Origin of the sequence: Halosolutus halophilus (genome assembly GCF_022869805.1) — an archaeon.
GTDB classification, from domain to species: Archaea; Halobacteriota; Halobacteria; order Halobacteriales; family Natrialbaceae; genus Halosolutus; species Halosolutus halophilus.
In genome coordinates, this window is record NZ_CP094974.1 from 1,252,374 (window position 1) to 1,274,493 (window position 22,120).

Sequence of the window (22,120 nt, forward strand, 5' to 3'; positions counted from 1 at the left end):
CTCGATTCGTACGACACATGGACGATCGGAACGGGTGGGGGCGGGAGCGACCCGCCCCCACCGGGTTGCCTCGGAATCCGCCCACGTCGTTCGTCGAGCAGGCGAACGTGACGAACGAGCGGATCCACGAGGAGTTCGACGAGCCGGCAAGCTGGGAGCGCGCTGCCGACCTGCTCGCGTGGGACGAACCCTACGACACCGTCCTCGAGGACGAGGAGGCGCCGTTCTACCGCTGGTTCACCGGCGGAACGCTGAACGCGTCGTTCAACTGCCTCGATCGGCACATTGAGGCCGGACGAAAGACACACACCGCCATCAGGTGGGAGGGCAAACGCGGCGAACGCGAGACCTACACCTACCAGGATCTGTTCGTCGAGGTCAACGAACTCGCGGCGGCGTTGCGCGACCTCGGCGTCGGCGAGGACGACGTCGTCACGATCTACCTGCCGATGATCCCGGAGCTACCGATCGCGATGTTGGCCTGCGCCCGAATCGGCGCGCCCCACAGCGTCGTCTTCGCCGGACTGTCGGCCGAGGCCCTCGCCACCCGGATGGACGCCGCGGAGAGCGAGTACCTGCTCACCTGTGACGGCTACTACCGACGTGGCGACGCGTTCAACCAGAAGAGCAAGGTCGACAACGCCTGCATCGCGCTCGACCACGACGTCCAGACGATCGTCGTCGATCGACTCGGTGACGACCTCCCCCACGTTCTCGGGGACGGGGAACGGGACTATCACGACCTCCGCGAGGAGTTTTCCGGCGAGACCGTCGACCCGGTGGCCCGTGACGCCGAGGACATGCTGTTCCTGATGTACACCTCGGGGACGACAGGCGAACCGAAGGGGGTCGTCCACAGCACGGGCGGCTACCTCGCCCACGTCGCCTGGACGAGCCACGCGGTGCTGGACGTCAAACCCGAGGACACCTACTGGTGTGCGGCCGACATCGGCTGGATCACGGGCCACTCGTACATCGTCTACGGGCCGCTGGCGCTGGGGACGACGACCGTGATGTACGAGGGGACGCCGGATTACCCCGATCGCGCCCGCCTCTGGGAGATCGTCGATCGAAACGCGGTCGACGTCTTCTACACCGCGCCGACGGCGATCCGGGCGTTCATGAAGTGGGGTGCGGAGTATCCGGCCAAACACGACCTCTCGTCGCTGCGCTTGCTGGGTTCGGTCGGAGAACCGATCAGTCCGCGGCCGTGGGACTGGTATCACGAGCGCATCGGCGGCGGCGAGTGCCCGATCGTCGACACCTGGTGGCAGACCGAGACGGGTGCCATCACGGTCTCGACGCTGCCCGGGATCGACGAGATGAAACCCGGTTCCGCGGGGCCGCCGCTGCCGGGGATCGACGCCCGCGTCGTCGACGACTCGGGGACGGAGGTCGCGCCCGGCGAAGCCGGCTATCTCGTCCTCGCCCGGCCGTGGCCGGGGATGGCCCGGACGCTGTACGACGGCGACGATCGGTTCCTCGAGGAGTACTGGACCCAGTTCTCGGACCCCGAGACGGACCGGTGGTGGTACTTCAGCGGTGACGCGGCCCGGATCGACGAGGACGGCTACATCACCGTCTTGGGCCGGATCGACGACGTGATCAACGTCTCGGGGCGACGGCTGAGTACGATGGAGATCGAGTCCGCGATCGCCGGCGTCGACGGCGTCGCGGAGGCGGCCGTCGTCGGACGTTCGAGCGACGCCAACGGGACCGACGTCTACGCGTACGTGAGTACCGAGGGGCACAGCGAGAATGGCGACGCGATCCGAGAGGCGATCGTCGAGAGCGTGGAGTCGACGATCGGCCCGATCGCCAGGCCCGCCGAGGTGATCTTCACGCCGGAACTGCCCAAGACCCGATCGGGGAAGATCATGCGTCGCCTGCTCGCGGCCGTCGCCAACGACGAGGAACTCGGCGACACGAGCGCGCTGCGAAATCCCGAGATCGTCGGCGAGATTCAGGCCGAGATCGGCGACGAGGGCGAAGCGAACGAGCGTAACTGATCCCGTTTCGCCGTTTCAACAGTTACGAAACGAGACGCCGGTCATCGTCCGCCACCGAATTCGCAGAGATCCCGAAATCGTCGACGGCAGGCGATACAGTTATGTTCGCGTCGCCAGAAGAGGCGAACCGGACGCCATGAGTCTCGAGGGGACTACGGGGGTGATTCTCGGGCGGCGAGAGTACGAGTCTCTCCTGAACGCCGCGGAAACGTACCGCGAGGCGCTGGTGATTCGGCTCTGTGGGGACGCCGGGCTCCGGCCGGCCGAGCTGACGCGGGTTACGATCGACGACGTCGAGCAGGTGCGGATCGATCCGCCACGGTACCTGATACGGGTACCAACCGGTGACGGTGACAGGGGCCGAACTGCATACCTTCCGACCCGCGTCGAACGCGAACTCCGGCGCTACGCCCGCAGTAACGGCCTCTCGACCGACGATCCGATCTTCACCGTTACGCCCCGTCGGCTCCAGATGCTGGTCTCGGACGTCGCCGATCGCGCGAGCGACCTGTTCGACGACCCCGACCTCGCCCACGTCTCCACGAGCGACCTTCGGCAGTACTTTGCGCGGACCGCGCTGGTCGACCACGACGTCAACCCGCGGGTCGTCAAAACCGTCGGCGGCTGGCGCAGCTTCGAAGCCCTCGAGTCCTATCTACCCGAGCCGACGGACACCGAGATCGTCGACGCGTTCGACGCCGTCGAGGGGGCGACCGGTCCTCGCGCCGGCGATCACCAGCCCGGTCCTGCGGTGAGCGACGACAGCGTCGTCCGACTGTTGCTGGCCGCCAGCGATCGGTACGCGCTCGTCCGCCTCGACGCGGACGGTTACGTCGAACAGTGGAACCGTAGCGCGGCCGCGATGTTCGGGTACCGGGCCGGCGAGATAGTCGGCACCCACGTCTCGGCGTTCTACACCGACGAGGCCGTCGAAGACGGCGTTCCCGAACGGACGCTCTCGACTGCGCTCGACGAATCCGGCTGCGAAACCGACGGCTGGCGGGTTCACAAGGACGGATCCCAGTTCCGAGCGACCGAAGTCGTCTCGCCGCTACGAGACGACCAGGGCCACCACCGCGGGTTCGCCGTCTTCGTCCGCGACGTGACGGCCGCCCACGAGGAACTCGAGTCCGTTCGCGAGCAACGGGACGAACTCGATCGGCTCTATGCAGTCTCCCGGCGACACCGACACGTGACCGACGCGTTGCTCGAGTCGACCGACCACGAGGAAGTCGAGACGGCGACGTGTACCGCACTCACCGAGGGCGAGGCCTACGAGTTCGCCTGGATCGATCGGGCGACCATCTCGGATCGCCGCCGGGAGTGGCGCGCGTCCAGCGGTATCGCCCCCGGCGCGGTCGAACGAGTCGTGCCGGACGAGTGGCGTACGGACGGTTCGGCTGGCGCGCTCGAGCGTTCGGAATCGGCAGCCGACGTCCGGCCCGAAGACGGAACGCTGACGGTCGCGGAAGACGTCACGGCGACGCTCGACGACGACGTGTTCGAGGGAGCCATCGCGAAAGTCCCGCTCGCATACGGCGATACCGTCTACGGGACGCTCTCGGTGGCGACCGAGCGCACGGGCGCGTTCGAGGACGACGAACGGGCGTGGCTCGCGACGATCGGCCATCAGATCGGCTACGCGATCGCCGCCATCCGGCGGCGGAACCTCCTGCTGTCCGATCGGGTGGTCGAACTCGAGGTCGCCTGTCGCGACGATCGATCGTTCTTCGTCGACGCCTCGCGCCGGCTCGATTGCCGGTTCGAACTCGATTCGCTGGTTCCGATCGGGGAGTCGACACAGCTCTACTACGTCCGGCTCGAGGGGGCGTCGCCGGCCGACGTCTTCGACCTCGCCGACGCTGCCCCAGGAATCGAGGACTGTCGGTTGGTCGAAACCGACGAGGAGGGGTGGCGCGTCGAGTTCGTCATCGAGGGCTCCTGTCCGATCGTCACGCTGACCGAGTACGGCGTTACCGTCCACGAGGCGGTCTTCGAGACCGGTTCGGCGACGATTACCGGCGACTGTGCTGCCGACGCCGACCTCCGGACGATCCTCGACGGGCTTCGCTCCGCGTTCCCGAACTCCGAACTGCAGGGAAAACGCGAGGCCGAACGGACCGTCCAGACCGCTCGCGAGTTTCGGGAGGGTCTCGAGGATCGGCTGACGGACCGCCAGGAGGCCGCACTTCGGGCGGCCTACTTCGGCGGCTACTACGACTGGCCCCGAGAGAGTACGGCCGAGGAAGTCGCCGACGCGATGGGGGTTTCCTCGCCGACGCTCCACAACCATTTGCGGAAGGGCCAACACGAGTTGCTCCGAACGTTCTTCGACGATCCGGACGGGTAGCGCCGAAGCGATCCCGATCGACTCGGTACTAGATCTCTAGACGTTCCGATCGGGTCGACCAGTTCCGGGACGCGATCCCACGCGAGTCGTCCTAGTCCGTCGAGAATCGACGCGTCGCGCCGCGGATATTCCGGACAAAACGGGCGTCACGAAGAGCAATCATGTCTTAATATCGTCAATACATGCTAGATGATCTTCCGAGAATCGGGTCGATTTTGCACAACTAGAGGCCGGCTTTACTAAGTGGGTACTCAATTGAGAGGGTGTACCATGTCACAGGACAATGCCAATCTCGAGGCACGACTCGAGGAGCAAGAGGCGTTCGAGCCGCCCGAGTCGTTCGTCGAGCAGGCAAACGTCACTGATCCGGGGGTATACGAGGAGTTCGAGGAGAACTGGCCGGAGTGTTGGGAGCGTGCTGCCGACCTGCTCACGTGGGACGAGGAGTACGACACCGTCCTCGAGGACGGAAACGCGCCGTTTTACGAGTGGTTCACCGGCGGTGAACTCAACGCATCGTACAACTGTCTCGACCGGCACGTAGAGGACGGTGCTGGCGACAGCGTAGCGATCGAGTGGGAAGGCGAACTCGGCGAGACGCGAAGCTACACCTACGACGAACTGCTGGACGAGGTCGAGGACTTCGCCGCGACGCTGCGTGACCTCGGCGTGGAGGAAGACGACGTCGTCACGCTGTACATGCCGATGATTCCGGAATTGCCGATCGCGATGCTGGCGTGTGCCCGCATCGGCGCACCGCACAGCGTCGTTTTCGCCGGCTTCTCGGCGGACGCGCTCGCGACGCGGATGAACTCGGCCGACAGCGAGTACCTCGTCACCTGCGACGGCTACTACCGTCGCGGCGACGCACTCGATCACATCTCGAAGGCCAACGAGGGCCTCGAGGGCGTCGAGCACGAGGTTTCCGACGTCGTGGTCGTCGACCGGCTGGGTGACGACCTCGAGCACGACCTCGCGGACAACCAGCACGACTACGACGAACTGGTTGCCGACCACGAGGGGTCGACGGTCGAGCCGGTCTCGAGGGACGCCGAGGACATGCTGTTCCTGATGTACACCTCGGGGACCACCGGGAAACCGAAGGGGGTCAAGCACACGACGGGTGGCTACCTCGCGTACTCCGCGTGGACGAGCCACGCCGTGTTGGACATCGAAGCCGACGACACCTACTGGTGCTCGGCGGACATCGGCTGGATTACCGGCCACTCGTACATCGTCTACGGGCCCCTGGCGCTGGGGACGACGACCGTGATGTACGAGGGGACGCCGGACTACCCCGACAAGGATCGGCTCTGGGAGATCGTCGAGAAGAACGAGGTCGACATCTTCTACACCGCGCCGACGGCGATCCGGGCGTTCATGAAGTGGGGCGCGGAGTACACGGAGAACCACGACCTCTCGTCGCTGCGCTTGCTCGGCACCGTCGGGGAGCCGATCAATCCGCGCGCGTGGAAGTGGTACTACAAACACATCGGCAACGAGGAGTGCCCGATCGTCGACACCTGGTGGCAGACCGAGACCGGGGGCATGATGATCACGACGCTGCCGGGGATCAACACCATGAAACCCGGTTCCGCGGGGCCGCCGCTGCCGGGAATCGACGCCCGCGTCGTCGACGCGCAGGGCGAGGAAGTCGACGCCGGCCAGGCCGGCTACGTTACGATCAACAACCCGTGGCCCGGCATGCTGCGGACGCTGTACAACAACGACGATCGGTTCATCGAGGAGTACTGGAGCGAGTACTCCGATCCGGACGCCGACGAGTGGGTCTACTTCCCCGAGGACGGCGCCAAGATCGACCAGGACGGCTTCATCACGGTCCTCGGCCGGGTCGACGACGTGATCAACGTCTCCGGCCACCGGCTGGGCACGATGGAGATCGAGTCCGCCGTCGTCGGCGTCGAGGGAATCGCCGAAGCCGCCGTCGTGGGCGGCGAACACGAGGTCAAAGGCGAGGCGGTCTACGTCTACGCCATCCCCGAGGACGGCTACGAGGGTGACGAAGAACTCGAGGAGCAGGCCATCGAGGGCATCCTCGACTCCATCGGGCCGATCGCCAAGCCCGAAGAGGTGATCTTCACGCCCGAACTGCCCAAGACCCGATCGGGGAAGATCATGCGCCGTCTGCTCGAGGACATCGCGAGTGGAAACGAACTCGGAAACACGTCGACGCTGCGGAACCCCGAAGTCGTCGACGACATCGCCGATCAGGTGGAAAGCGACTGATCGATCGATTGATTTTTATGGGGTTAACCGAGATACACGAGAACATATAACACGAAAAATATGGCAGATAATACCAACCAAGATTCGAACGATACCGTGGAAACGGACGGTGGCGTGGCCGGCCAGGCCGGCCAGGCCCACCGAAACACCGACTACCTCGGTTCGGAGGTGAACCTCCTGAATCCGAGTACGCCGTTCATGCGCGATCACCTGCGGGTGGTCTGGACGGGCTTTATCATCTGGGTACTGGCGGTGTTCGGGCCGGTGACGCTGACGTACCTGGCGACCGACGCGATGACGACCCAGATGCCGGTGCTCGGCTTCCCGCTTCACTACTTCCTGGTCGCGTTCGGCGCACCGACCAGCGCGCTGATCCTGTCGTTCTGGTACTCGCGCAAGCGCGACGCGCTCGACGAGAAGTACGGCATCGATCACAAGACGGTTGAAGAGGCCGGTCGCGGCAGCGAGGCCGCGGCCACGGACGGGGGTGTCGACGAATGACCGGCGTCCCGATCGTTCCGCTGCAGGAGAGTCTCCTTCCCGAGTCGCTCAACATCTCGTTTAAGTTGCTCCCCGCCATCCTCGTGCTGGGGATGCTGGGGCTATTCCTCGCCATCGGGTTCGTCTTCCGCGTGGCAGACACGGAAGACATGTGGGTCGCCGGCCGTTCCATCGGGAACGTCGAGAACGGGATGGCCATCGGTGCGAACTGGATGTCTGCCGCCTCCTATCTCGGGATGGCGGCCTCGATCGCGCTGGCCGGTTTCTACGGGCTGGTGTTCGTCGTCGGCTGGACGACGGGCTACTTCATCCTGCTCATCTTCCTGGCGGCGCAACTGCGCCGGTTCGGGAAGTACACCGCGCCGGACTTCGTCGGCGACCGCTTTAACTCCGACACCGCACGCGCCATCGCGGCCGTCACGACGTTCCTCATCGGCTTCGTCTACGCCATCGGCCAGGCGAAGGGTATGGCACTCGTCGGTCTGTACGTCTTCGGGGATTACGGCGGTATCATCCCCGGACTGGACGGCTACCAGGTGATGGTCGTCTTTATGATGGCGATTACCGTCGGCTACCTGACGCTGTCCGGAATGCTCGGTGCGACGAAGAACCAGGCTGTCCAGTACGTCATCCTCATTTCAGCGTTCCTGTTGGGCCTGTTCGTCGTCGGCTACACGAACGGCTACTCGACGGTGCTGCCGCAGATGGAGTACGGCATGCTCATCAGCGAACTCGGCAGCGAGTTCTCCGAACCGTTCGTCACCTCGAGTTACTACCTGTGGATCGCGACCACGTTCTCGCTCATCGTCGGCACCTGCGGGCTCCCGCACGTGCTGGTGCGGTTCTACACGGTCGAGAGCGAGCGGACGGCCCGCTGGTCGACCGTCTGGGGGCTGTTCTTCATCTGCCTCCTGTACTGGAGCGCACCGGCGTTCGCGGCGTTCGGGACCGACCTCTACAGCTCGAACGTCCGCCCGACGTACGGTGACCCCGGCATGGCCAGTGCTGCCAGCGAGGTCATCGTCGTGCTGGCGGCCCAGCTGTCGAATCTGCCGCAGTGGTTCGTTGGGTTCGTCGCTGCCGGCGGTATCGCCGCGGCCATCGCGACGGTCGCCGGGCTGTTCATCGCCGGCTCGTCGGCCATCAGCCACGACATCTACACGAACATCGTCAACGAGGACGCGACCCAGCGCCAACAGATCCTCGTCGGTCGCCTCTCGATCGTCGCACTGGGCGCGCTGACCACGCTGGCCGCACTCAATCCCGCGTCGTCGATCGCCGCGCTCGTCGGTTACGCGTTCGCGCTGGCCGGGTCCGTGCTGTTCCCGATGTTCTTCATCGGGATGTGGTGGGAGAACGCCAACCGGCAGGGTGCTCTCGCCGGCATGACCACCGGGCTGGTCGGCTGGTCGATCCCGATGATCAACGAGATCGTCCCGACGTACATGTCCTCGCTCGAGGCACCGCTGTCGGCGGGACTGGCACAGTGGATGCCGGCCATCGGCTCGGCGCTGATCACCCTGCCGATCGTCTTCGCCGTCACCATCATCGTCTCGCTGGTGACCGCCGAACCGGACATGGAGACGAAACGCGTCGTGCGCCAGTGCCACAGCCCTGAACCGATGGGCCAGCACAGGACCGCAGAAGACGTTGTGACCGACGGGGGCGAGACCCCCGCGGACGACTAACCATGTACGAAAAAATACTCGTTCCGACTGATGGTAGCGAGACGTCCGAAGTAGCCGTCGATCACGCGATCGACCTCGCCGAGATGTACGGGGCCGATATCCACACCCTGTACGTCGTCGACACCGACTCGATGAGCCTCACCCTCGGCGGTGAACAGCTCGATCGCATCGAACAGGGCCGGTACGGCGAGATGGACGAGGTGCGGGAGCGTGCCGAACGCGCCACCGGCCACGTCGCCGACCGCGCTAGCGAGCGCGGACTCGACACCGTCGAGCACGTCTCGGCGGGCAAACCCCACACGCAAATCGCCAACTACGTCGAGGACAACGGGATCGATCTCGTCGTGATGGGGTCGCACGGTCGCTCGGGGGTCACGCGGGCGCTGCTCGGCAGCGTTACCGAGCGAACCCTTCGATCGACGCACGTGCCGGTCCTCGTCGTCGACGTGAACGGAAACGACTAGCGAATCAGGGACCGCGGCTCGTTTTTTGTGACGCCACGCCGGACAGCGACGGCGCCGTTGGGAAGGGGAACTCCGAGACCGGTTCCGACCGATCCCGAGAGAGCGGTGTTCGTTCGACAGTTTCGGGGGACGGTGGTCGAACCGCGACTGTCGGAGACTACCGGTTCTGCTTGGTCGCGAGTTCGAAATTCCAGACGAATCCGAAATACGCGAGGATCCCCGCGAGCATGAGCATGTAGTACACCCAGGTCGGGGTCTCGAGCAGGTAGTCGATGACCTCGACCATCGTCACCCAGACGATCGCGAACGCGAGATCGGTCAGTATCCCCCATCGCTCCTCTCGTGCGGTCTGGAGCCACTCGCGAACGCCACTCATCGACTGCTCACCCGTCCGCTCCCGGAATCGATCATCACGCGAGTGTTTCGCAGGGGGCCCGAAAAAGCCTATCGTCGAACTACTCCCAGTACTCCGTCTCGTCGTCGATTCGATAGTATCCCTCGAACGATCGATCGTCGCGTCCGCCCGGCGGCGATCCGACGAAGACGCCGAATTTGTTCATCTCCGGGTAGATCGTGACGTCCGGTTCGGTCATCGTCGAGACCATCAGGTACCGGAGCGGGTCCTCGCCGTCGTTGACGACCCGGTGGCCGCCCCGCTCGTTCGCCGGGAGAGTCACGTAGTCCCCGGCAGTCAGCGACTCCTCGCCGTCGGCGACCCTGAGCAGTCCCTCGCCGGACAGCACGTACATCGCCTCCTCGTTGGCCGTGTGGTAGTGATAGGGCCACGATCGCGTTCCCGGGGGCAGTTCGTAGAGGCTACAGCCGAGGTCGTCGGCGTCGACGGCGTTCGCGAGTTCCTTTCGGCGAAAGGCGGTTTCGCCGTCCGTGTCGTCGCGATCGTACTCGTCCCATTCGAGGTCGGAGTCGTTGATTTTCTCCATAGTTCACCGCACGGAGACCGGATCAATAACGGTTGGCGCCACCGGAGCGATCGCACTGTCGGTCCGATCGCGCCATCTGGAGTCGGGGACGAAAACGAAATCCCCTAACCTCCCGCCGCAGTGGGTAGCGTCATGCAGGAGTTTCCCGAGGTCGCCGTCCTTCGACTCGGCCACCGGCCCGGCCGGGACGAGCGGATGACGACCCACGTCGGGCTGACCGCGCGGGCGCTCGGGGCCGATCGGGCCGTCTTCCCCGACAACGCGGGCCAGTCCCACGAGACGGTCGCGGACATCACCGATCGGTTCGGCGGCCCGTTCGCGGTCGAACGCACCGACTCGCCGCGGGCCTCGATCCGCGACTGGGACGGCCGGATCGTCCACCTCACGATGTACGGCGAGCGCGTCCAGGACGTCGAGGGCGAAATCCGATCGGCCCACCGCGACGACGGCGAACCGCTGTTGGTCGTCGTCGGGGCGGAGAAGGTCCCGTTCGACGTCTACGAGGCGGCCGACTGGAACGTCGGGATCACCAACCAGCCCCACTCGGAGGTGGCCGGCCTCGCGGTCTTCCTCGATCGGCTCTTCGAGGGTCGGGAACTCGACCGCGACTGGGCTGACGCCGATCGGCGCGTGATCCCGATGGAGACCGGCAAGCGGGTCGAATCGGTCGACGAAGACGCCGAGTCCGACGCGGCGTAGCGAGTCGGGCCGTCTATCGGCCGCGGAGAGGGGCGTTCCGGGTCGATCGCTCGCGAAGAGCCGTCCGGACGTGTGACTTTATGGGTCGGGGCAGTGTGTGTCGGCCATGAACCTCGGTGACGTCCCGCACGATTCGCGGACGGGGACCGTCGCACGGTTGTTCGACGAAACCGCGGCCCGCCACGGGGACGCGCTGGCGATGGAACACCACGGGACGCGGTGGACGCACGCCGACCTCCGGGATCGGACCGCCGCGTTCGCGGGCGGTCTCCACGATCTCGGGCTCGATCCCGGCGATCGGCTGCTGTGCTTCTTGCCGAACTGCCCCGAACACCTCGTCGCCTCGATCGGCGCGTTCAGGGCCGGCGTCGCGATCTCGCCGGTCAACCCCCAGTACAAGCGCCGCGAGGTCGCCCACCAGCTCTCGGATACGGACGCCGCCGCGATCGTCACGCACCCGGCGCTGCGACCGATCGTCGACGAGGCCCGTGACGAGACGGGACTGGACCCCACGGTCATTACCGTCGCGTCCGAGGCAGTGGACCGGGATTCCGACGACCACGCCTTCGAGGACGTGACGGGGGAGCCGACGCTGATCGATCGTGCGGACGACGACGTGGCCCTGTTGCCGTACACCTCGGGCACGACGGGCGACCCGAAGGGAGTGAAGCTGACCCACCGGAACACCCGGGCACAGCTCTCGTGGGTGCTCGCGGCTCCGAACGACGACCTCGCGCCGACGGAGATCCGGAGTCTCATCTGGCTCCCGCTGTATCACATCACCGGCTTCACCCACGCGGCGCTCCAGCCGCTGGTCCGTGGCGGCGGGCTCTTCTTCCGGAGCGCGCTAGAGTGGGACCCGGAGGCGTGTCTCGACCTCATCGAGGCCGAGGGGATCACCCACTTCGTCGGCGTCACGACGATGTACGCCGACATGGTCGAGTCCGAGTCGTTCGCCGAGGCCGACCTGACGAGTCTCGAGATGGCCGCCGAGGGCGGCGCGAAGCTCTCCGCAGCCGTCCAGGAGCGGTTCGAGGAGACCGCGGCCGTCGACATCGAGGAAGGGTACGGACTCACCGAGACCCACGGTGCGACCCACACCCAGTCGGCGGCGACGTTCGGCCTGCGACACGGGACGGTCGGCCAGCCGCTCCGGATGACCGACTGCAAGATCGTCGACGAGGACGGCGACGAGGTCCCGCCGGGCGAGGAGGGCGAACTCCTCGTCCGCGGCCCGCACGTGATGGCGGGTTACCACGACATGCCTCGTGCGACCGACGCCGCGTTCACCGATCGGGGCTACCTCCGGACCGGCGACGTCGCCAGGCGAGACGGGTCCAACTACTACGAGATCGTCGATCGCAAGAAACACGTGATCGTCAGCGGCGGCTACAACATCTACCCCAGCGAACTGGAGGCCCTGCTCGTCGACCACGAGTCGATCGCGGACGCGGCGGTGATCGGCGTTCCCGACGATCGGCGCAACGAGGTACCGGTGGCGTTCGTCGTCACCGCGCCGAACGTCGACCCGGGTGAGAACGTCACCGCCGAGGCCATCACGGAGTACTGTCTCGATCGAATCGCCGAGTACAAACACCCCCGAGAGGTGACGTTTGTCGACGAACTGCCCCGGACGACGAGCGGTAAGGTCCAGAAGTACAAGCTCGAAGCACACCACGAAGCGGGCCCGTGACTGCTTTTTGAATGCTGTATTGATGGTGCGTAACGTATATCCCCGCGCTACGAAAACCCCAAGCTAGCAATGATTCGCGAGGGATCATCGTGCGCGTGATCGTCGTCGGTGCCGGCGAGGTCGGGCGCACGATCGCCGCCAACCTCGAGGACTCACACGACGTCGTGGTGGTCGATCAGGACAGCGGCGTCGTCGAAGATCTGACGTACTCGCTCGACGTCCTCGCGATCGAAGGGGACGGGACGGACATCGAGACGCTCGAGGAGGCAGGGATCGAGTCGGCCGGCCTGGTCATCGCCTGTACGGACGACGACGAGACCAATCTCGTCGTCTGTGGTGCGGCGAAGACCAGAAGCGACGCGTTCACCATCGCCCGCGTCAAGCGGCGCACGTTACTCGAGACCTGGCAGGGCTCACAGGGGGCGTTCGGCGTGGACTTCATGGCCTGTACCGATCTCCTTACTGCGCAGGCGATCTTCCGAATTTCGGGCCTGGAAGCGGCCCAGGACGTCGAGATGTTCGCCGGCGGATTGGTCCGGATGGCCGAGTTCGACATCGGGCCGAAGAGCCCCGTCGCCGGCCTGTCCGTTCGCGAGGCCGACCAGTACGACTCGCTGACGTTCGCCGGCATCTTCCGCGACGGGGAGATGATGGTCGTGACCGGTGACACGATGATCCGCGCCGGCGACAAGATTGTCGTGATCGGCAGCCCCGACTCAGTCAGGGGATTCGCGGCCGACATCGTCACGGCCGAGTCGAACGGCTCTAAGGAGGTCGTCATCGTCGGAGCGAGCGAGATCGGATTCCAGGTCGCCCGCCTGTTCGAGGAACAGGGTCATCGGTCGCGGCTGATCGAGCAGGATCCCGATCGCGCCCGAGAGGTCGCAGAGAAACTGCCGAACACGATGGTGATGGAAAGCGACGCGACTGACGCGGAGTTTCTGGCCCGAGAGCACGTCGACAAGGCCGACATCGTCATCGCCGCGCTCGACAGCGACGAGAAGAACCTGCTCGTCTCGCTACTGGCCCGTCGGCTCGGGGTCGATCGGACCGTCGCCGTCATCGAACACCCCGAGTACGCCGACGTCTTCGAGACCGTCGGGATCGACGTCGCCGTCAACCCGCGGGAGGAGACCGCCGAGGACATCATCCGCTTTACCCGCGCCGACCACACCGAGAAGGTGGCCATGCTCGAACACGATCGAGCCGAAGTGATCGAGATCGAGGCCGGCGTCGACAGCATCCTGACGAATCGACAGATAGCCGATACGACGTCCGACCTGCCAGACGGGGTCGTGATCGGCGCGATCTCCCGCGGCGGCGAACTCGTGACGCCCCGCGGGACGACGGTCGTCGAACCGGGGGATCACGTCGTTCTCTTCGTCGACGCGAGGGTCCTCGACGACGTCCTCGACGTCCTGTAATCCGGCACGATCCGCTATCGACGCGTGGGTCACCGGGTCGCGTCCGCGGCAGCGATCGACGGGGCTGCGATCAGCGCCGCCACTCCCGGTTCTGTCCCGACTCTCGTTCGGCACTCTCGACCGATCGCTCGAGTATCTTGTCCACTGCCCACGCCGCCCAGACGAACACCAGGACGACGAACGCCACCATCTCCAGCCGGACGATCGTTCCGTGCCAGACGGTCAGTACGGCGGCCATCAGCCCGATCGAAATGACGACGACCCCGAACACATCGAAAAACGTTCGAGGGTGGCGGACACTGGGCAGACGTACGTGCATTCGTGGAACGCTACGAGACGAAGCCCTTTAGACATCTCCCCGAGTCGGTCTCGGACAGTATGACGGACGTGCGATCGAAGGGGAGGACGACGAGCGCCCGGTCGGGGGGACGGCGCTGATGGTGCGGATCGACTGGCGCGCGAGCGTCGCGCTCACCGGGACGACCCTCAAGTATCTCGCGTTGACGATGTTCGTCCCGCTGGTCGTCGCGCTCGTCTATCGGGAGGAGATCCTCGTGTTCGCGGTGACGATCGCGTTCACGGTCACGCTCGGAGGCGCCCTCGAACGGCTCCATCCGGATCGGAATCCGGACCTGCAGCCGCGAGAGGCGATGCTGCTGGTAGCGATCTCCTGGCTCGCGGTCGCGATCGTCGGGGCGGTCCCGTACGTGCTCGCGGGGTACGGAACCGCGTCGACCCTCTCACACCCGGTCAATGCGCTCTTCGAGTCGATGTCCGGGTTCACGACCACCGGGGCGACCGTGCTCGGTGAGATCTCGTTCGAACGGCACTCCCACGCGCTGCTCATGTGGCGCCAGCTCACCCAGTGGCTCGGCGGGATGGGGATCATCGTCCTGATGATCGCCATCCTCCCCGAACTGGCGGTCAACGGCGCGCAGTTGATTCGCGCCGAGGCACCCGGGCCGGAACTACAGAAACTCACGCCGAAGATCGCCGAGACGGCGCGGATCCTGTGGCTGGTCTACTTCGCCTTCACGATCCTCTATATCTGCCTGCTCTACGGGCTCCACCTCGTGGGTCTCGCGCCCAATATGGGGTTCTACAACGCGGTCGCCCACGGGTTTACGACGCTCCCGACCGGCGGGTTCTCCCCCGAAGCGGACAGTATCGCGGCGTTCTCCGCCGTCGTCCAGTGGGCCGTCATCCCGTTTATGACGGTCGCGGGGATGAACTTCGCACTGTTCTGGTACGTCCTTCGCGGGGAACCGCGACGGCTCATCCGCAACACCGAATTTCGCGCCTACGCTGGCGCGATCGCCGTGCTCACCGGGATCGTCGGTGTGTTACTCTACAGCGGTGCGGCGCCGCCGCTCGAGAACCTCGGCGGGACGACCGAAGGAACGACCGAGCCTGCGCTCCGACAGGCAGCCTTCCAGATCGTCTCGCTGTTGAACTCGACCGGGTACGCGACCAGCGACTTCGCAGAGTGGGAGACGAACGGCCAGATCGTGCTCCTGTTCGCGATGTTCATCGGTGGGAGCGCCGGATCGACCGGCGGCGGAGTCAAGATCATCCGCTGGCTGATCGTCCTGAAGGTCGCCCACCGGGAACTGTTCACCGCCGCCCACCCCGAGGCCGTCCGGCCGATCAGACTCGGCGGCTACGTGGTCGACGAAGACGCCGTTCGGGGAATCCTCGGATTCACGTTCATATACTTCCTCATCTTCGGCGTCTCGGCGGTCCTGATCGCACTGGACGCGTCCCGCGTTGGCTACGAATTGAGTACGCTCGAGGCCATCAGCGCGAGCATCGCGACGATCGGAAACATCGGACCGGGCTTTGGCTCGCTGGGACCGTTCGGAAGCTACCTCGAGTTCCCGTACACGTCGAAGTTGCTGATGACCTTCCTCATGTGGGTCGGCCGCCTCGAGGTCATTCCCGCGCTCGTGCTGTTCACCGGCGCGTTCTGGCGGCGGTGATCTCGCGGTCGTCTCGTTCCGCGTGACGACGTGAATACGGGCGTCGCGCCGGACCGTCGGCTCTACGACTGATTCGAGTGGCCAGCAGAATGCGTGAGGACTCCCCTCGTCTCCGCCTCGGAACGGGGGAGTTCCTACGCTCTCGTCTCCGCCTCGCTCTCCGATTTGTTCTCTCCGGTAGCGCGATCGCGGGTGCCGAACACCCGTTCCCGGAGGCCACGCTTGTGCTGCGTTTCGGCGAGCAAGACCGAGCAGTCGACGTCGTCCAGTACGTCGAGGACGAGCGAGCCACGGACCAGCCGTGAGAGCAGCCCCTTCTCGGTCGCACCGATGATGAGCAGCGTCGCATCCGTCGCCGCTTCCGCGATACGGCTCTCGACGTCGCCGGTCTCCACGCGAAGGGTCGCGTCTTCGAGGTCGTGCTCGGCGGCCCACTCTCGGAGGAACGCCTGCCCGGCGTCGGTATCGTCCGCGACGTGAAGGAGGGTCACTTCGGCGTCGAACTCCGCTCTGAGCGTCTGTGCGACCGCTGCCGAGAGGGCCGAATCCGGACCACCGGCGGTTGGCACGAGAATCCGCGACGGGTCGAAGTCGCGGTGCTTGTAGACGAGGAAATCGCTGGGCAGGTTGTGTGCGAGTTCGTCGATCGCGGACTCCGCACGGCCCGGCGACCCGTGGGAGTTTTCACCCCATCCCATCACCGTCATATCCGCGTCGTACATCGTCGCTGCGTCGAACACCTCTTCGAAGGCTCGGTGTGAGAGGATGACGTGCGTTTCCACGTCGACGCCGAACGTCTCGGCGTCGGTTTTCGCGCGATCGAGCAGTTCGTTGGCGGCGTCGTACGCGCCGCGGTCGCGGGCCGCTTCCAGTGACGTCTGGTCGGGCACGTTCGCGACGTTGACCGCGACGACCGTGCCGTCTCGCTGCTTCGCGATCGCCGACGCGAGCGTGATGAGGTGTTTTTCGGTCTCCGGGTTCGCCAGCGGCACCATCACGCGATAGGTGCTTTTCTCCGGCTGGACCGACGTCGCCGCGGAGACTGCAGCGTCGGGCATCGTCTCCGAGCGATCGAGGATCCAGTTGGCGAGAATCCCGGACGATTCGACTTTCCGGCGCGCGTACAGCAGGTACCACAGCGCTGCGAAGCCGACGAAGAGGACCGAGAGGATGATAACGACCGGTTCGATGTACGCGATCAGGGCGAACGAGACGATGGCGCCAATAATCGGGACGAACGGGTAGAACGGAACCTCGAAGTCGGGTTCGTAGTCCTCGGGGTCGGCCTCTCGCATCACGATCAGCGCGATGTTGAGCAGTCCGTAGACGATCAGGTGGAGGACCGAGCCGGCCGTCGCCAGCAACTCGAGATTGCCGACGACCAGGAAGAGGAGGATGAGGCCGCCGGTGATCGCGATCGATTTGTACGGCGTGCCAAAGCGCGGGTGGATCTCGTTGAGTTTCGGCGTGACGATCTTTTCACGGCCCATCGCGAAGTTGATCCGGGACGAGGAGAGGATCGACGCGTTCGCGGAGGAGGCGGTGGCCAACAGTCCGCCGATCAGGAGCAGGCCGGCACCGATCGCGCCGAATCCGAATCCGAGTGCGCCGTACTGTCCGAACAGGAGCTCTGCTGCGTCGACGACCGCCGTATCGTTGTCGGCCACGAGTTCGTTCGGGACCGCCGCGAGGAGAACGAGGAGGAACAGCGCGTAGACCACCGTGACGATGACGACGGAACCGATGACCGCCCGCGGCAGGTTTCTACCGGGATCCTTTATCTCTTCGGCGACCGACGTGATCTGGACGAAGCCGAGAAAGGAGACGAAGACGACGGCGGTCACCGGTAACACTTCCGCCGTCGTTCCCGGTGGCGCGATCGGTCTGAGCGAGGCGAGGTCTGCGTTCAGGAGTCCGACGACGGTAAAGAGGCCCAGAATCCCGAGCAACGTCATCACGATGAGGATCTGGAGCGTCCCGGTCTCCTTGGCGCCGAAGTAATTGACGCTGATGAATAACAACGCCCCGACGAAACCGATCAACTGGCCGGCCGACAGCGTCAGTGGCCCGAGTGCGAGTCCGCCGATGCCGACCAGCGCGTTGACGTACTCGCCGAAGCCGTACATGTAGAAGGCGGACGCGAAGGCGAGTCCGATCCAGTTCGCCCAGCCGGTGATCGACCCGAACAGCGGGCCGAGCGCGTGATTGACGTAGAAGTACGCGCCGCCGGACTTGGGCATCGCCGTCCCGAGTTCGGAGGCAGACAGCGCCGTAAAGAGTGCGATGATTCCGCCGAGAACGAACGTCGCGGCAGCGAGCGGCCCGGCACGTGCGACTGCCGTCCCTGGCAGGACGAATATTCCGGCACCGATCATCGTCCCGATCCCGATCGTCAGCGCGGCGAGCGGTCCGAGGTCCTTCGCGAGTTCTTCCTCTGTACTCACGACCGATCACCACGCCTGAAATTGGCCAGTATTCGCCTGTGACTCGGCATGCGGAGCAGGCCGCGATCCTGATCGTCTCACGCTTTCGTGTCGACGACTAGGGGTATCCATCTGAGGAGTCAACATATCTATTCGATAGGCGAGGTGAATTTGAACCTTTTGCATTCGCCGTGCGTTAGACCCGCGTAATTTCCAGTCGATACGGAACCGATACCGTAGTTTCGCCGCATCCCCGTGCAGGGGATCGTCCCCCTCGGCGGGGTCACGGCTCAGTCCTCGCCACCGTCGGCGCGCGGAAGCGCGATAACGGGCCGATCGGCCCGTGTAACGAGCTTCAGTGACAGATCGCCGGACAGGAACCTCGCGAGCCGACCGCCCTCGCGCGCCCGGTACGCGATCGCACTCGCGTCGACCTCGTCGGCGGCGTCGAAGATCGACTCGGCGACGTTCCTGTCGTACGCGACGTGATCGTCGGCGTCGGGAAACACCTCTCGTACGGCGGCGAACGAGTCCGCAGCCAGTTCCTCGGACTGTTCGACCGGGGTCTTGTCCGGCACGCCCTCGCCCTTTTCGACGACGTGGAGTGCCGTGACGTGGGTCGGGTCGTACGGTTCGAGCGCGCGGGCCGTGACCCGAGCGTCCTCGTCGTTTGCGACCGGGACGAGGACGTGAGCGAGCAGATCACGGGCAGGGGTCTCCTGTGGGTGGACCATACCGAACGGAGGCGCACGACTGTCAAAACGGTTTGGTGATTCGACCCGCCGGCTGGCTCCGCGATCGGACGAGACCGCGCGACGGAGTTCACGAGTCGCCCCGATCACGTCGTCCGATAGTATCGGACGCCGTCGTCTCGTTCGAACGTCACCTCGTCCTCCACGTCGGCGTCGATTCCGTCGATTTCGATGGCGGCGCTTCCGACGATCGGTGATCCGTGAGCCGGATCCGGACCACTCCTACCGTCGTTCGTCTGCGCTCGGGAATCGCTCGTCGGCCGGCTTTTCGACGTACTCGACGCCTGCATCCGAGAGGATTTCACGGATTCGCTGGACGCCTTTCGAGTTGTCGACCTCGCGGGCCCGGTAGTGGCGAATCGGGTGTCGGATCCACGACGGCTCCCAGTGAGCGTATACGTCGGTCGTCTCCCCGTTCGGACCGACGTAGAGGGCGACGTGGAGCTGGTGCGTGCTGAACAGCGCGTTGTCGGGGTACCACACCCAACTGGCCACCGAGACCTCGGGCGGGGCATCGTACTCGCGGCGTTTTAGCGACGAGACGAAGTTGCGGACGAACCCGAGGCGGTGTAGCGTCGCTTCGAACTCACCGTTCGGCGCTCGGACCGTGAGGGCGTACTGGTCACGGGGCGTCTTCCGTTCGGCATAGAGGCCGACTGCGGAGAGCGGAAGGTGAATGATCGAAGCGATCGTCTGTCTGAACCGTTCGAAAAACCGAAGCCGGTGCGTCATAGATTAAAACATCCTGGGAGCGACTTTAATCTATCCTCCCGTTCCGCGTGACCCGGCCGGCGAGAGATCGAACATCGTCGGGCGACGAAAGCCGGTTCGAGAGCGGTTAGATCGACTCGAAACGCGTCGAACCTCTCACCCGGAGTTCGAAGTCACGCCCTCGAATCATCTGACCGCCGTCCGGAAGTCGACTTTGCGAACGAGTACACAACTCAGACGACACTGTTCGTGATACTGATTCGATACCGTTCTCCCTCGTAGCGGACGTACTCCACCGGTTCGGGAGCGCCCTCGTCGTAGTCGGCCTTCGCCTCGAGGGAGTCGAGCACGGCCTCGAGTTCGTCGGCCGCCTCCCGCCGTTGCTCGACCGTTTCCTCGTCTACATCCTCGTCGTCTACGTCGTGATCGCAGATGCTCAAGTGGCTCTCGTTCTCCCTCGCTTCCTCGAGAAGCTATCCTGACGAAGGAACGGGGCTCGACGGTATTTTTGCGGCACCAACACGCACTCACGCTACTGTCTGAGTATCGTCCCGGCCAACATACGACTATTGCCGAGAACCGGCGAGGCGACGCGTGGGCGATCGAATACCCCTGCCGACTCACCAGTTGGCGACGACGTGGTGCATGCAGCCGTCGCGCTTGAAGTACTCGCAGTGCGAGCCGACGTCGTCGGAGACGTCGTGATCGTAGTAGTTGCCGGGCGTCCAGCCCTCGGCACCGGAGTACCCCAATGCATCGTCCCACTCGCCGACCTCGTAGATGACGTCGAGGACGCCGTCGTTGTAGCTGTGGTAGTTGTGCACCTCGCCCGCGGCGTTCTGGACGCCGTCGGCCCAGGTGTCCTCGATGGAGTCGTGGTCGACCGCGCCGCCCACCAGGTCGAGGGTGGCGATGCGCTTCCCGTGGTCGGACAGCCGGTTCAGCGCCGTCAACGTCATCATCGCACCAAGGGAGTGGCCCATGACACGAATCGTCACGTTCGGATTCCGGTCGATGAACCCCGAGAGCCAGTCGCCGAAGTAGTTCCCGGCGTTCTTGGCCTCCTCCTTGGCATCCCACCAGTCTAACGTCTTGGAATCGTACTTGTTGCCGATGACGGGGACGTTCACGCCCTCGTTCCTGAGGGCGTCCTCTGCCGTGTAGGCCTGGTCCTGGGCGGTGCCGCCGATCTCCTCGAGCCACCCGTGCGTGAAGATGACCAACGTCCCGTCGTTGTCGACGAACTCGGGGGACCACTGCTGGTTCTCGCCACCCCACCAGTCCCACTGGAAGATTTTGGTGCCGTTATCGCCTTCGTAGTTGTCGGCGTCGACCACCTTGCCGCTGTGTTGGGCTTCGAGTCTGAGGTCGCCGTTGCCGTCCGTGAGGAAGATGTCGAACTTCTGGTTATCGTTGTCCAGCCACTCCCACTGCTGGACGTTCGCGCCGTCGTCCTGGGAGGAGGCTTCCACCTCCAACACTTTTCCGCTGTGCTGGGCGGTCAATCGCCAGCCATCGCCGGCCCAATCGATCTGCCACTTCTGGTTGTCGCCGCCGTCCCAGTCCCAGAGGTGAACGTCGGCCCCGTTGTCGGTAGACGCCCCTTCGACGTCCATCACTTTGTCCGGGTAGTCCGAATTCACGAGACGGTAGGTCATCCCGCCCCGAACGCTGTTGAGGCGTCCGTAGTACAGGTGGGGGTAGCCAGTCCAAGCGTCGAGATAGTCGCCGCAGCTGAGCGCCGCCGCGTTCCCGGAGAACGCCGCGATACCGGTCGTCGCCGCCACGGTCGTTCCGGCGAGCTTCAGGACCTTCCGTCGCGGCGGGCCGTTGCCCCCGCTGTCGTCGGCCGCCGTGTGGCCCGCGACTGAGTCCGCCTTCGATTCCATTGCTGCTGGTGGTGTGTTAGGGTTTGTCATTCATACGCACCGTCCGTAAACTATGTATCTAATTATTAAAAATTTTGGATCGGTCACGTCGTTCAATATGGACGTTCCGGAGCGCCGTGCTCGACGGCAGCCGGATCCGGTACTTCGTCGCTGAACAGCCCGCCACTCGAATCGAAGCGGTGTTCGTATTTACAGTCGGAACCGCCGTTCCATCGGATCGTCTCGAGTCACGGTCTTGCCCAGTACGGACCCATTGTGGTTCCGCGGACGGTGACGGTAATGACGGAGGTCGCTGCCGAGTCCCGCGCCACCGCGAGCAGTTGACAAGACTTAATGGCCGGATGGCGTTA

The 22,120-nt window shown here is 64.9% G+C and carries 18 protein-coding genes; 10 read left to right on the forward strand and 8 right to left on the reverse strand.

What is annotated here, in order from left to right; translation table 11 throughout:
- The first annotated feature begins 17 nt into the window (after nt 1–17).
- The 6 genes from acs (MUG98_RS06100) (at nt 18) to MUG98_RS06125 (ending at nt 9,259) form a co-directional block, all read left to right on the forward strand.
- Nucleotides 18–2,009, forward strand: coding sequence for an acetate--CoA ligase (acs, locus tag MUG98_RS06100; RefSeq protein WP_265111256.1), 1,992 nt, complete (start codon nt 18–20; stop codon nt 2,007–2,009).
- A gap of 136 nt (nt 2,010–2,145) precedes the next feature.
- Nucleotides 2,146–4,359, forward strand: a complete 2,214-nt coding sequence (locus MUG98_RS06105; protein WP_265111257.1) for a bacterio-opsin activator domain-containing protein — start codon at nt 2,146–2,148, stop codon at nt 4,357–4,359.
- Nucleotides 4,360–4,629: 270 nt separating this feature from the next.
- Nucleotides 4,630–6,606, forward strand: coding sequence for an acetate--CoA ligase (acs, locus tag MUG98_RS06110; protein ID WP_265111258.1), 1,977 nt, complete (start codon nt 4,630–4,632; stop codon nt 6,604–6,606).
- 60 nt (nt 6,607–6,666) lie between these two features.
- Nucleotides 6,667–7,107 carry a DUF4212 domain-containing protein gene (locus MUG98_RS06115; protein ID WP_265111259.1) on the forward strand — a complete coding sequence of 147 codons (441 nt, stop codon included), beginning with the start codon at nt 6,667–6,669 and terminating at the stop codon, nt 7,105–7,107.
- Nucleotides 7,104–8,795: a VC_2705 family sodium/solute symporter gene (locus tag MUG98_RS06120; protein WP_265111260.1), complete on the forward strand. Its 1,692-nt coding sequence runs from the start codon at nt 7,104–7,106 to the stop codon at nt 8,793–8,795. Before MUG98_RS06115 ends, MUG98_RS06120 begins: the two co-directional genes overlap by 4 nt.
- A gap of 2 nt (nt 8,796–8,797) precedes the next feature.
- Nucleotides 8,798–9,259, forward strand: coding sequence for a universal stress protein (locus tag MUG98_RS06125; protein WP_265111261.1), 462 nt, complete (start codon nt 8,798–8,800; stop codon nt 9,257–9,259).
- A 157-nt stretch (nt 9,260–9,416) separates the two neighbouring features.
- Here the strand turns inward: MUG98_RS06125 and MUG98_RS06130 are convergent, their stop codons facing one another.
- Nucleotides 9,417–9,635, reverse strand: coding sequence for a DUF8119 family protein (locus MUG98_RS06130; protein ID WP_265111262.1), 219 nt, complete (start codon nt 9,633–9,635; stop codon nt 9,417–9,419).
- A 79-nt stretch (nt 9,636–9,714) separates the two neighbouring features.
- Nucleotides 9,715–10,200 (reverse strand): cupin domain-containing protein, encoded by a 486-nt coding sequence (locus tag MUG98_RS06135; protein WP_265111263.1) that lies wholly within the window; start codon nt 10,198–10,200, stop codon nt 9,715–9,717.
- Between the two features lie 132 nt (nt 10,201–10,332).
- Here MUG98_RS06135 and MUG98_RS06140 point away from each other — a divergent pair, with 132 nt between their 5' ends.
- The 3 genes from MUG98_RS06140 to trkA all read left to right on the forward strand — a co-directional run bounded on the left by MUG98_RS06140 (nt 10,333) and on the right by trkA (nt 14,016).
- On the forward strand, nt 10,333–10,899 hold the full coding sequence (locus MUG98_RS06140; protein WP_265111264.1) for a tRNA (cytidine(56)-2'-O)-methyltransferase: 567 nt from the start codon (nt 10,333–10,335) through the stop codon (nt 10,897–10,899).
- Nucleotides 10,900–11,005: 106 nt separating this feature from the next.
- Nucleotides 11,006–12,592: a class I adenylate-forming enzyme family protein gene (locus MUG98_RS06145; RefSeq protein WP_265111265.1), complete on the forward strand. Its 1,587-nt coding sequence runs from the start codon at nt 11,006–11,008 to the stop codon at nt 12,590–12,592.
- A gap of 89 nt (nt 12,593–12,681) precedes the next feature.
- Nucleotides 12,682–14,016: a Trk system potassium transporter TrkA gene (gene trkA / locus MUG98_RS06150; protein ID WP_265111266.1), complete on the forward strand. Its 1,335-nt coding sequence runs from the start codon at nt 12,682–12,684 to the stop codon at nt 14,014–14,016.
- A gap of 70 nt (nt 14,017–14,086) precedes the next feature.
- On the opposite strand, the gene MUG98_RS06155 is transcribed toward trkA, so the two are convergent.
- Nucleotides 14,087–14,287 carry a hypothetical protein gene (locus MUG98_RS06155; protein ID WP_265111267.1) on the reverse strand — a complete coding sequence of 67 codons (201 nt, stop codon included), beginning with the start codon at nt 14,285–14,287 and terminating at the stop codon, nt 14,087–14,089.
- Between the two features lie 163 nt (nt 14,288–14,450).
- On the opposite strand from MUG98_RS06155, the gene MUG98_RS06160 reads away from it, so the two are divergent.
- Entirely contained in the window at nt 14,451–15,995 is a 1,545-nt protein-coding gene (locus tag MUG98_RS06160; protein WP_265112421.1) for a TrkH family potassium uptake protein, read from the forward strand.
- Nucleotides 15,996–16,129: 134 nt separating this feature from the next.
- On the opposite strand, the gene MUG98_RS06165 is transcribed toward MUG98_RS06160, so the two are convergent.
- The 5 genes from MUG98_RS06165 to MUG98_RS06185 all read right to left on the reverse strand — a co-directional run bounded on the left by MUG98_RS06165 (nt 16,130) and on the right by MUG98_RS06185 (nt 21,800).
- Nucleotides 16,130–18,439, reverse strand: a complete 2,310-nt coding sequence (locus MUG98_RS06165; protein WP_265111268.1) for an amino acid permease — start codon at nt 18,437–18,439, stop codon at nt 16,130–16,132.
- 269 nt (nt 18,440–18,708) lie between these two features.
- Nucleotides 18,709–19,152 carry a universal stress protein gene (locus MUG98_RS06170; protein ID WP_265111269.1) on the reverse strand — a complete coding sequence of 148 codons (444 nt, stop codon included), beginning with the start codon at nt 19,150–19,152 and terminating at the stop codon, nt 18,709–18,711.
- A 240-nt stretch (nt 19,153–19,392) separates the two neighbouring features.
- Nucleotides 19,393–19,902 carry a hypothetical protein gene (locus MUG98_RS06175; protein ID WP_265111270.1) on the reverse strand — a complete coding sequence of 170 codons (510 nt, stop codon included), beginning with the start codon at nt 19,900–19,902 and terminating at the stop codon, nt 19,393–19,395.
- A 212-nt stretch (nt 19,903–20,114) separates the two neighbouring features.
- A complete protein-coding gene (locus MUG98_RS06180; protein WP_265111271.1) occupies nt 20,115–20,321 on the reverse strand; it encodes a hypothetical protein in 207 nt (68 codons plus the stop codon).
- 180 nt (nt 20,322–20,501) lie between these two features.
- A complete protein-coding gene (locus MUG98_RS06185) occupies nt 20,502–21,800 on the reverse strand; it encodes an RICIN domain-containing protein (protein ID WP_265111272.1) in 1,299 nt (432 codons plus the stop codon).
- Between the last annotated feature and the right edge of the window lie 320 nt (nt 21,801–22,120).

Excerpts from the sequence above, each read along its gene's own strand:
- MUG98_RS06120 (WP_265111260.1), top strand. The coding sequence starts at position 7,104 with ATGACCGGCGTCCCGATCGTTCCGCTGCAGGAGAGTCTCCTTCCCGAG.
- MUG98_RS06170 (WP_265111269.1), bottom strand. The coding sequence starts at position 19,152 with ATGGTCCACCCACAGGAGACCCCTGCCCGTGATCTGCTCGCTCACGTC.
- MUG98_RS06135 (WP_265111263.1), bottom strand. The coding sequence starts at position 10,200 with ATGGAGAAAATCAACGACTCCGACCTCGAATGGGACGAGTACGATCGC.
- MUG98_RS06185 (WP_265111272.1), bottom strand. The coding sequence starts at position 21,800 with ATGACAAACCCTAACACACCACCAGCAGCAATGGAATCGAAGGCGGAC.
- MUG98_RS06130 (WP_265111262.1), bottom strand. The coding sequence starts at position 9,635 with ATGAGTGGCGTTCGCGAGTGGCTCCAGACCGCACGAGAGGAGCGATGG.
- acs (WP_265111258.1), top strand. The coding sequence starts at position 4,630 with ATGTCACAGGACAATGCCAATCTCGAGGCACGACTCGAGGAGCAAGAG.
- MUG98_RS06175 (WP_265111270.1), bottom strand. The coding sequence starts at position 19,902 with ATGACGCACCGGCTTCGGTTTTTCGAACGGTTCAGACAGACGATCGCT.
- MUG98_RS06140 (WP_265111264.1), top strand. The coding sequence starts at position 10,333 with ATGCAGGAGTTTCCCGAGGTCGCCGTCCTTCGACTCGGCCACCGGCCC.
- acs (WP_265111256.1), top strand. The coding sequence starts at position 18 with ATGGACGATCGGAACGGGTGGGGGCGGGAGCGACCCGCCCCCACCGGG.
- MUG98_RS06105 (WP_265111257.1), top strand. The coding sequence starts at position 2,146 with ATGAGTCTCGAGGGGACTACGGGGGTGATTCTCGGGCGGCGAGAGTAC.
- MUG98_RS06145 (WP_265111265.1), top strand. The coding sequence starts at position 11,006 with ATGAACCTCGGTGACGTCCCGCACGATTCGCGGACGGGGACCGTCGCA.
- MUG98_RS06125 (WP_265111261.1), top strand. The coding sequence starts at position 8,798 with ATGTACGAAAAAATACTCGTTCCGACTGATGGTAGCGAGACGTCCGAA.
- MUG98_RS06115 (WP_265111259.1), top strand. The coding sequence starts at position 6,667 with ATGGCAGATAATACCAACCAAGATTCGAACGATACCGTGGAAACGGAC.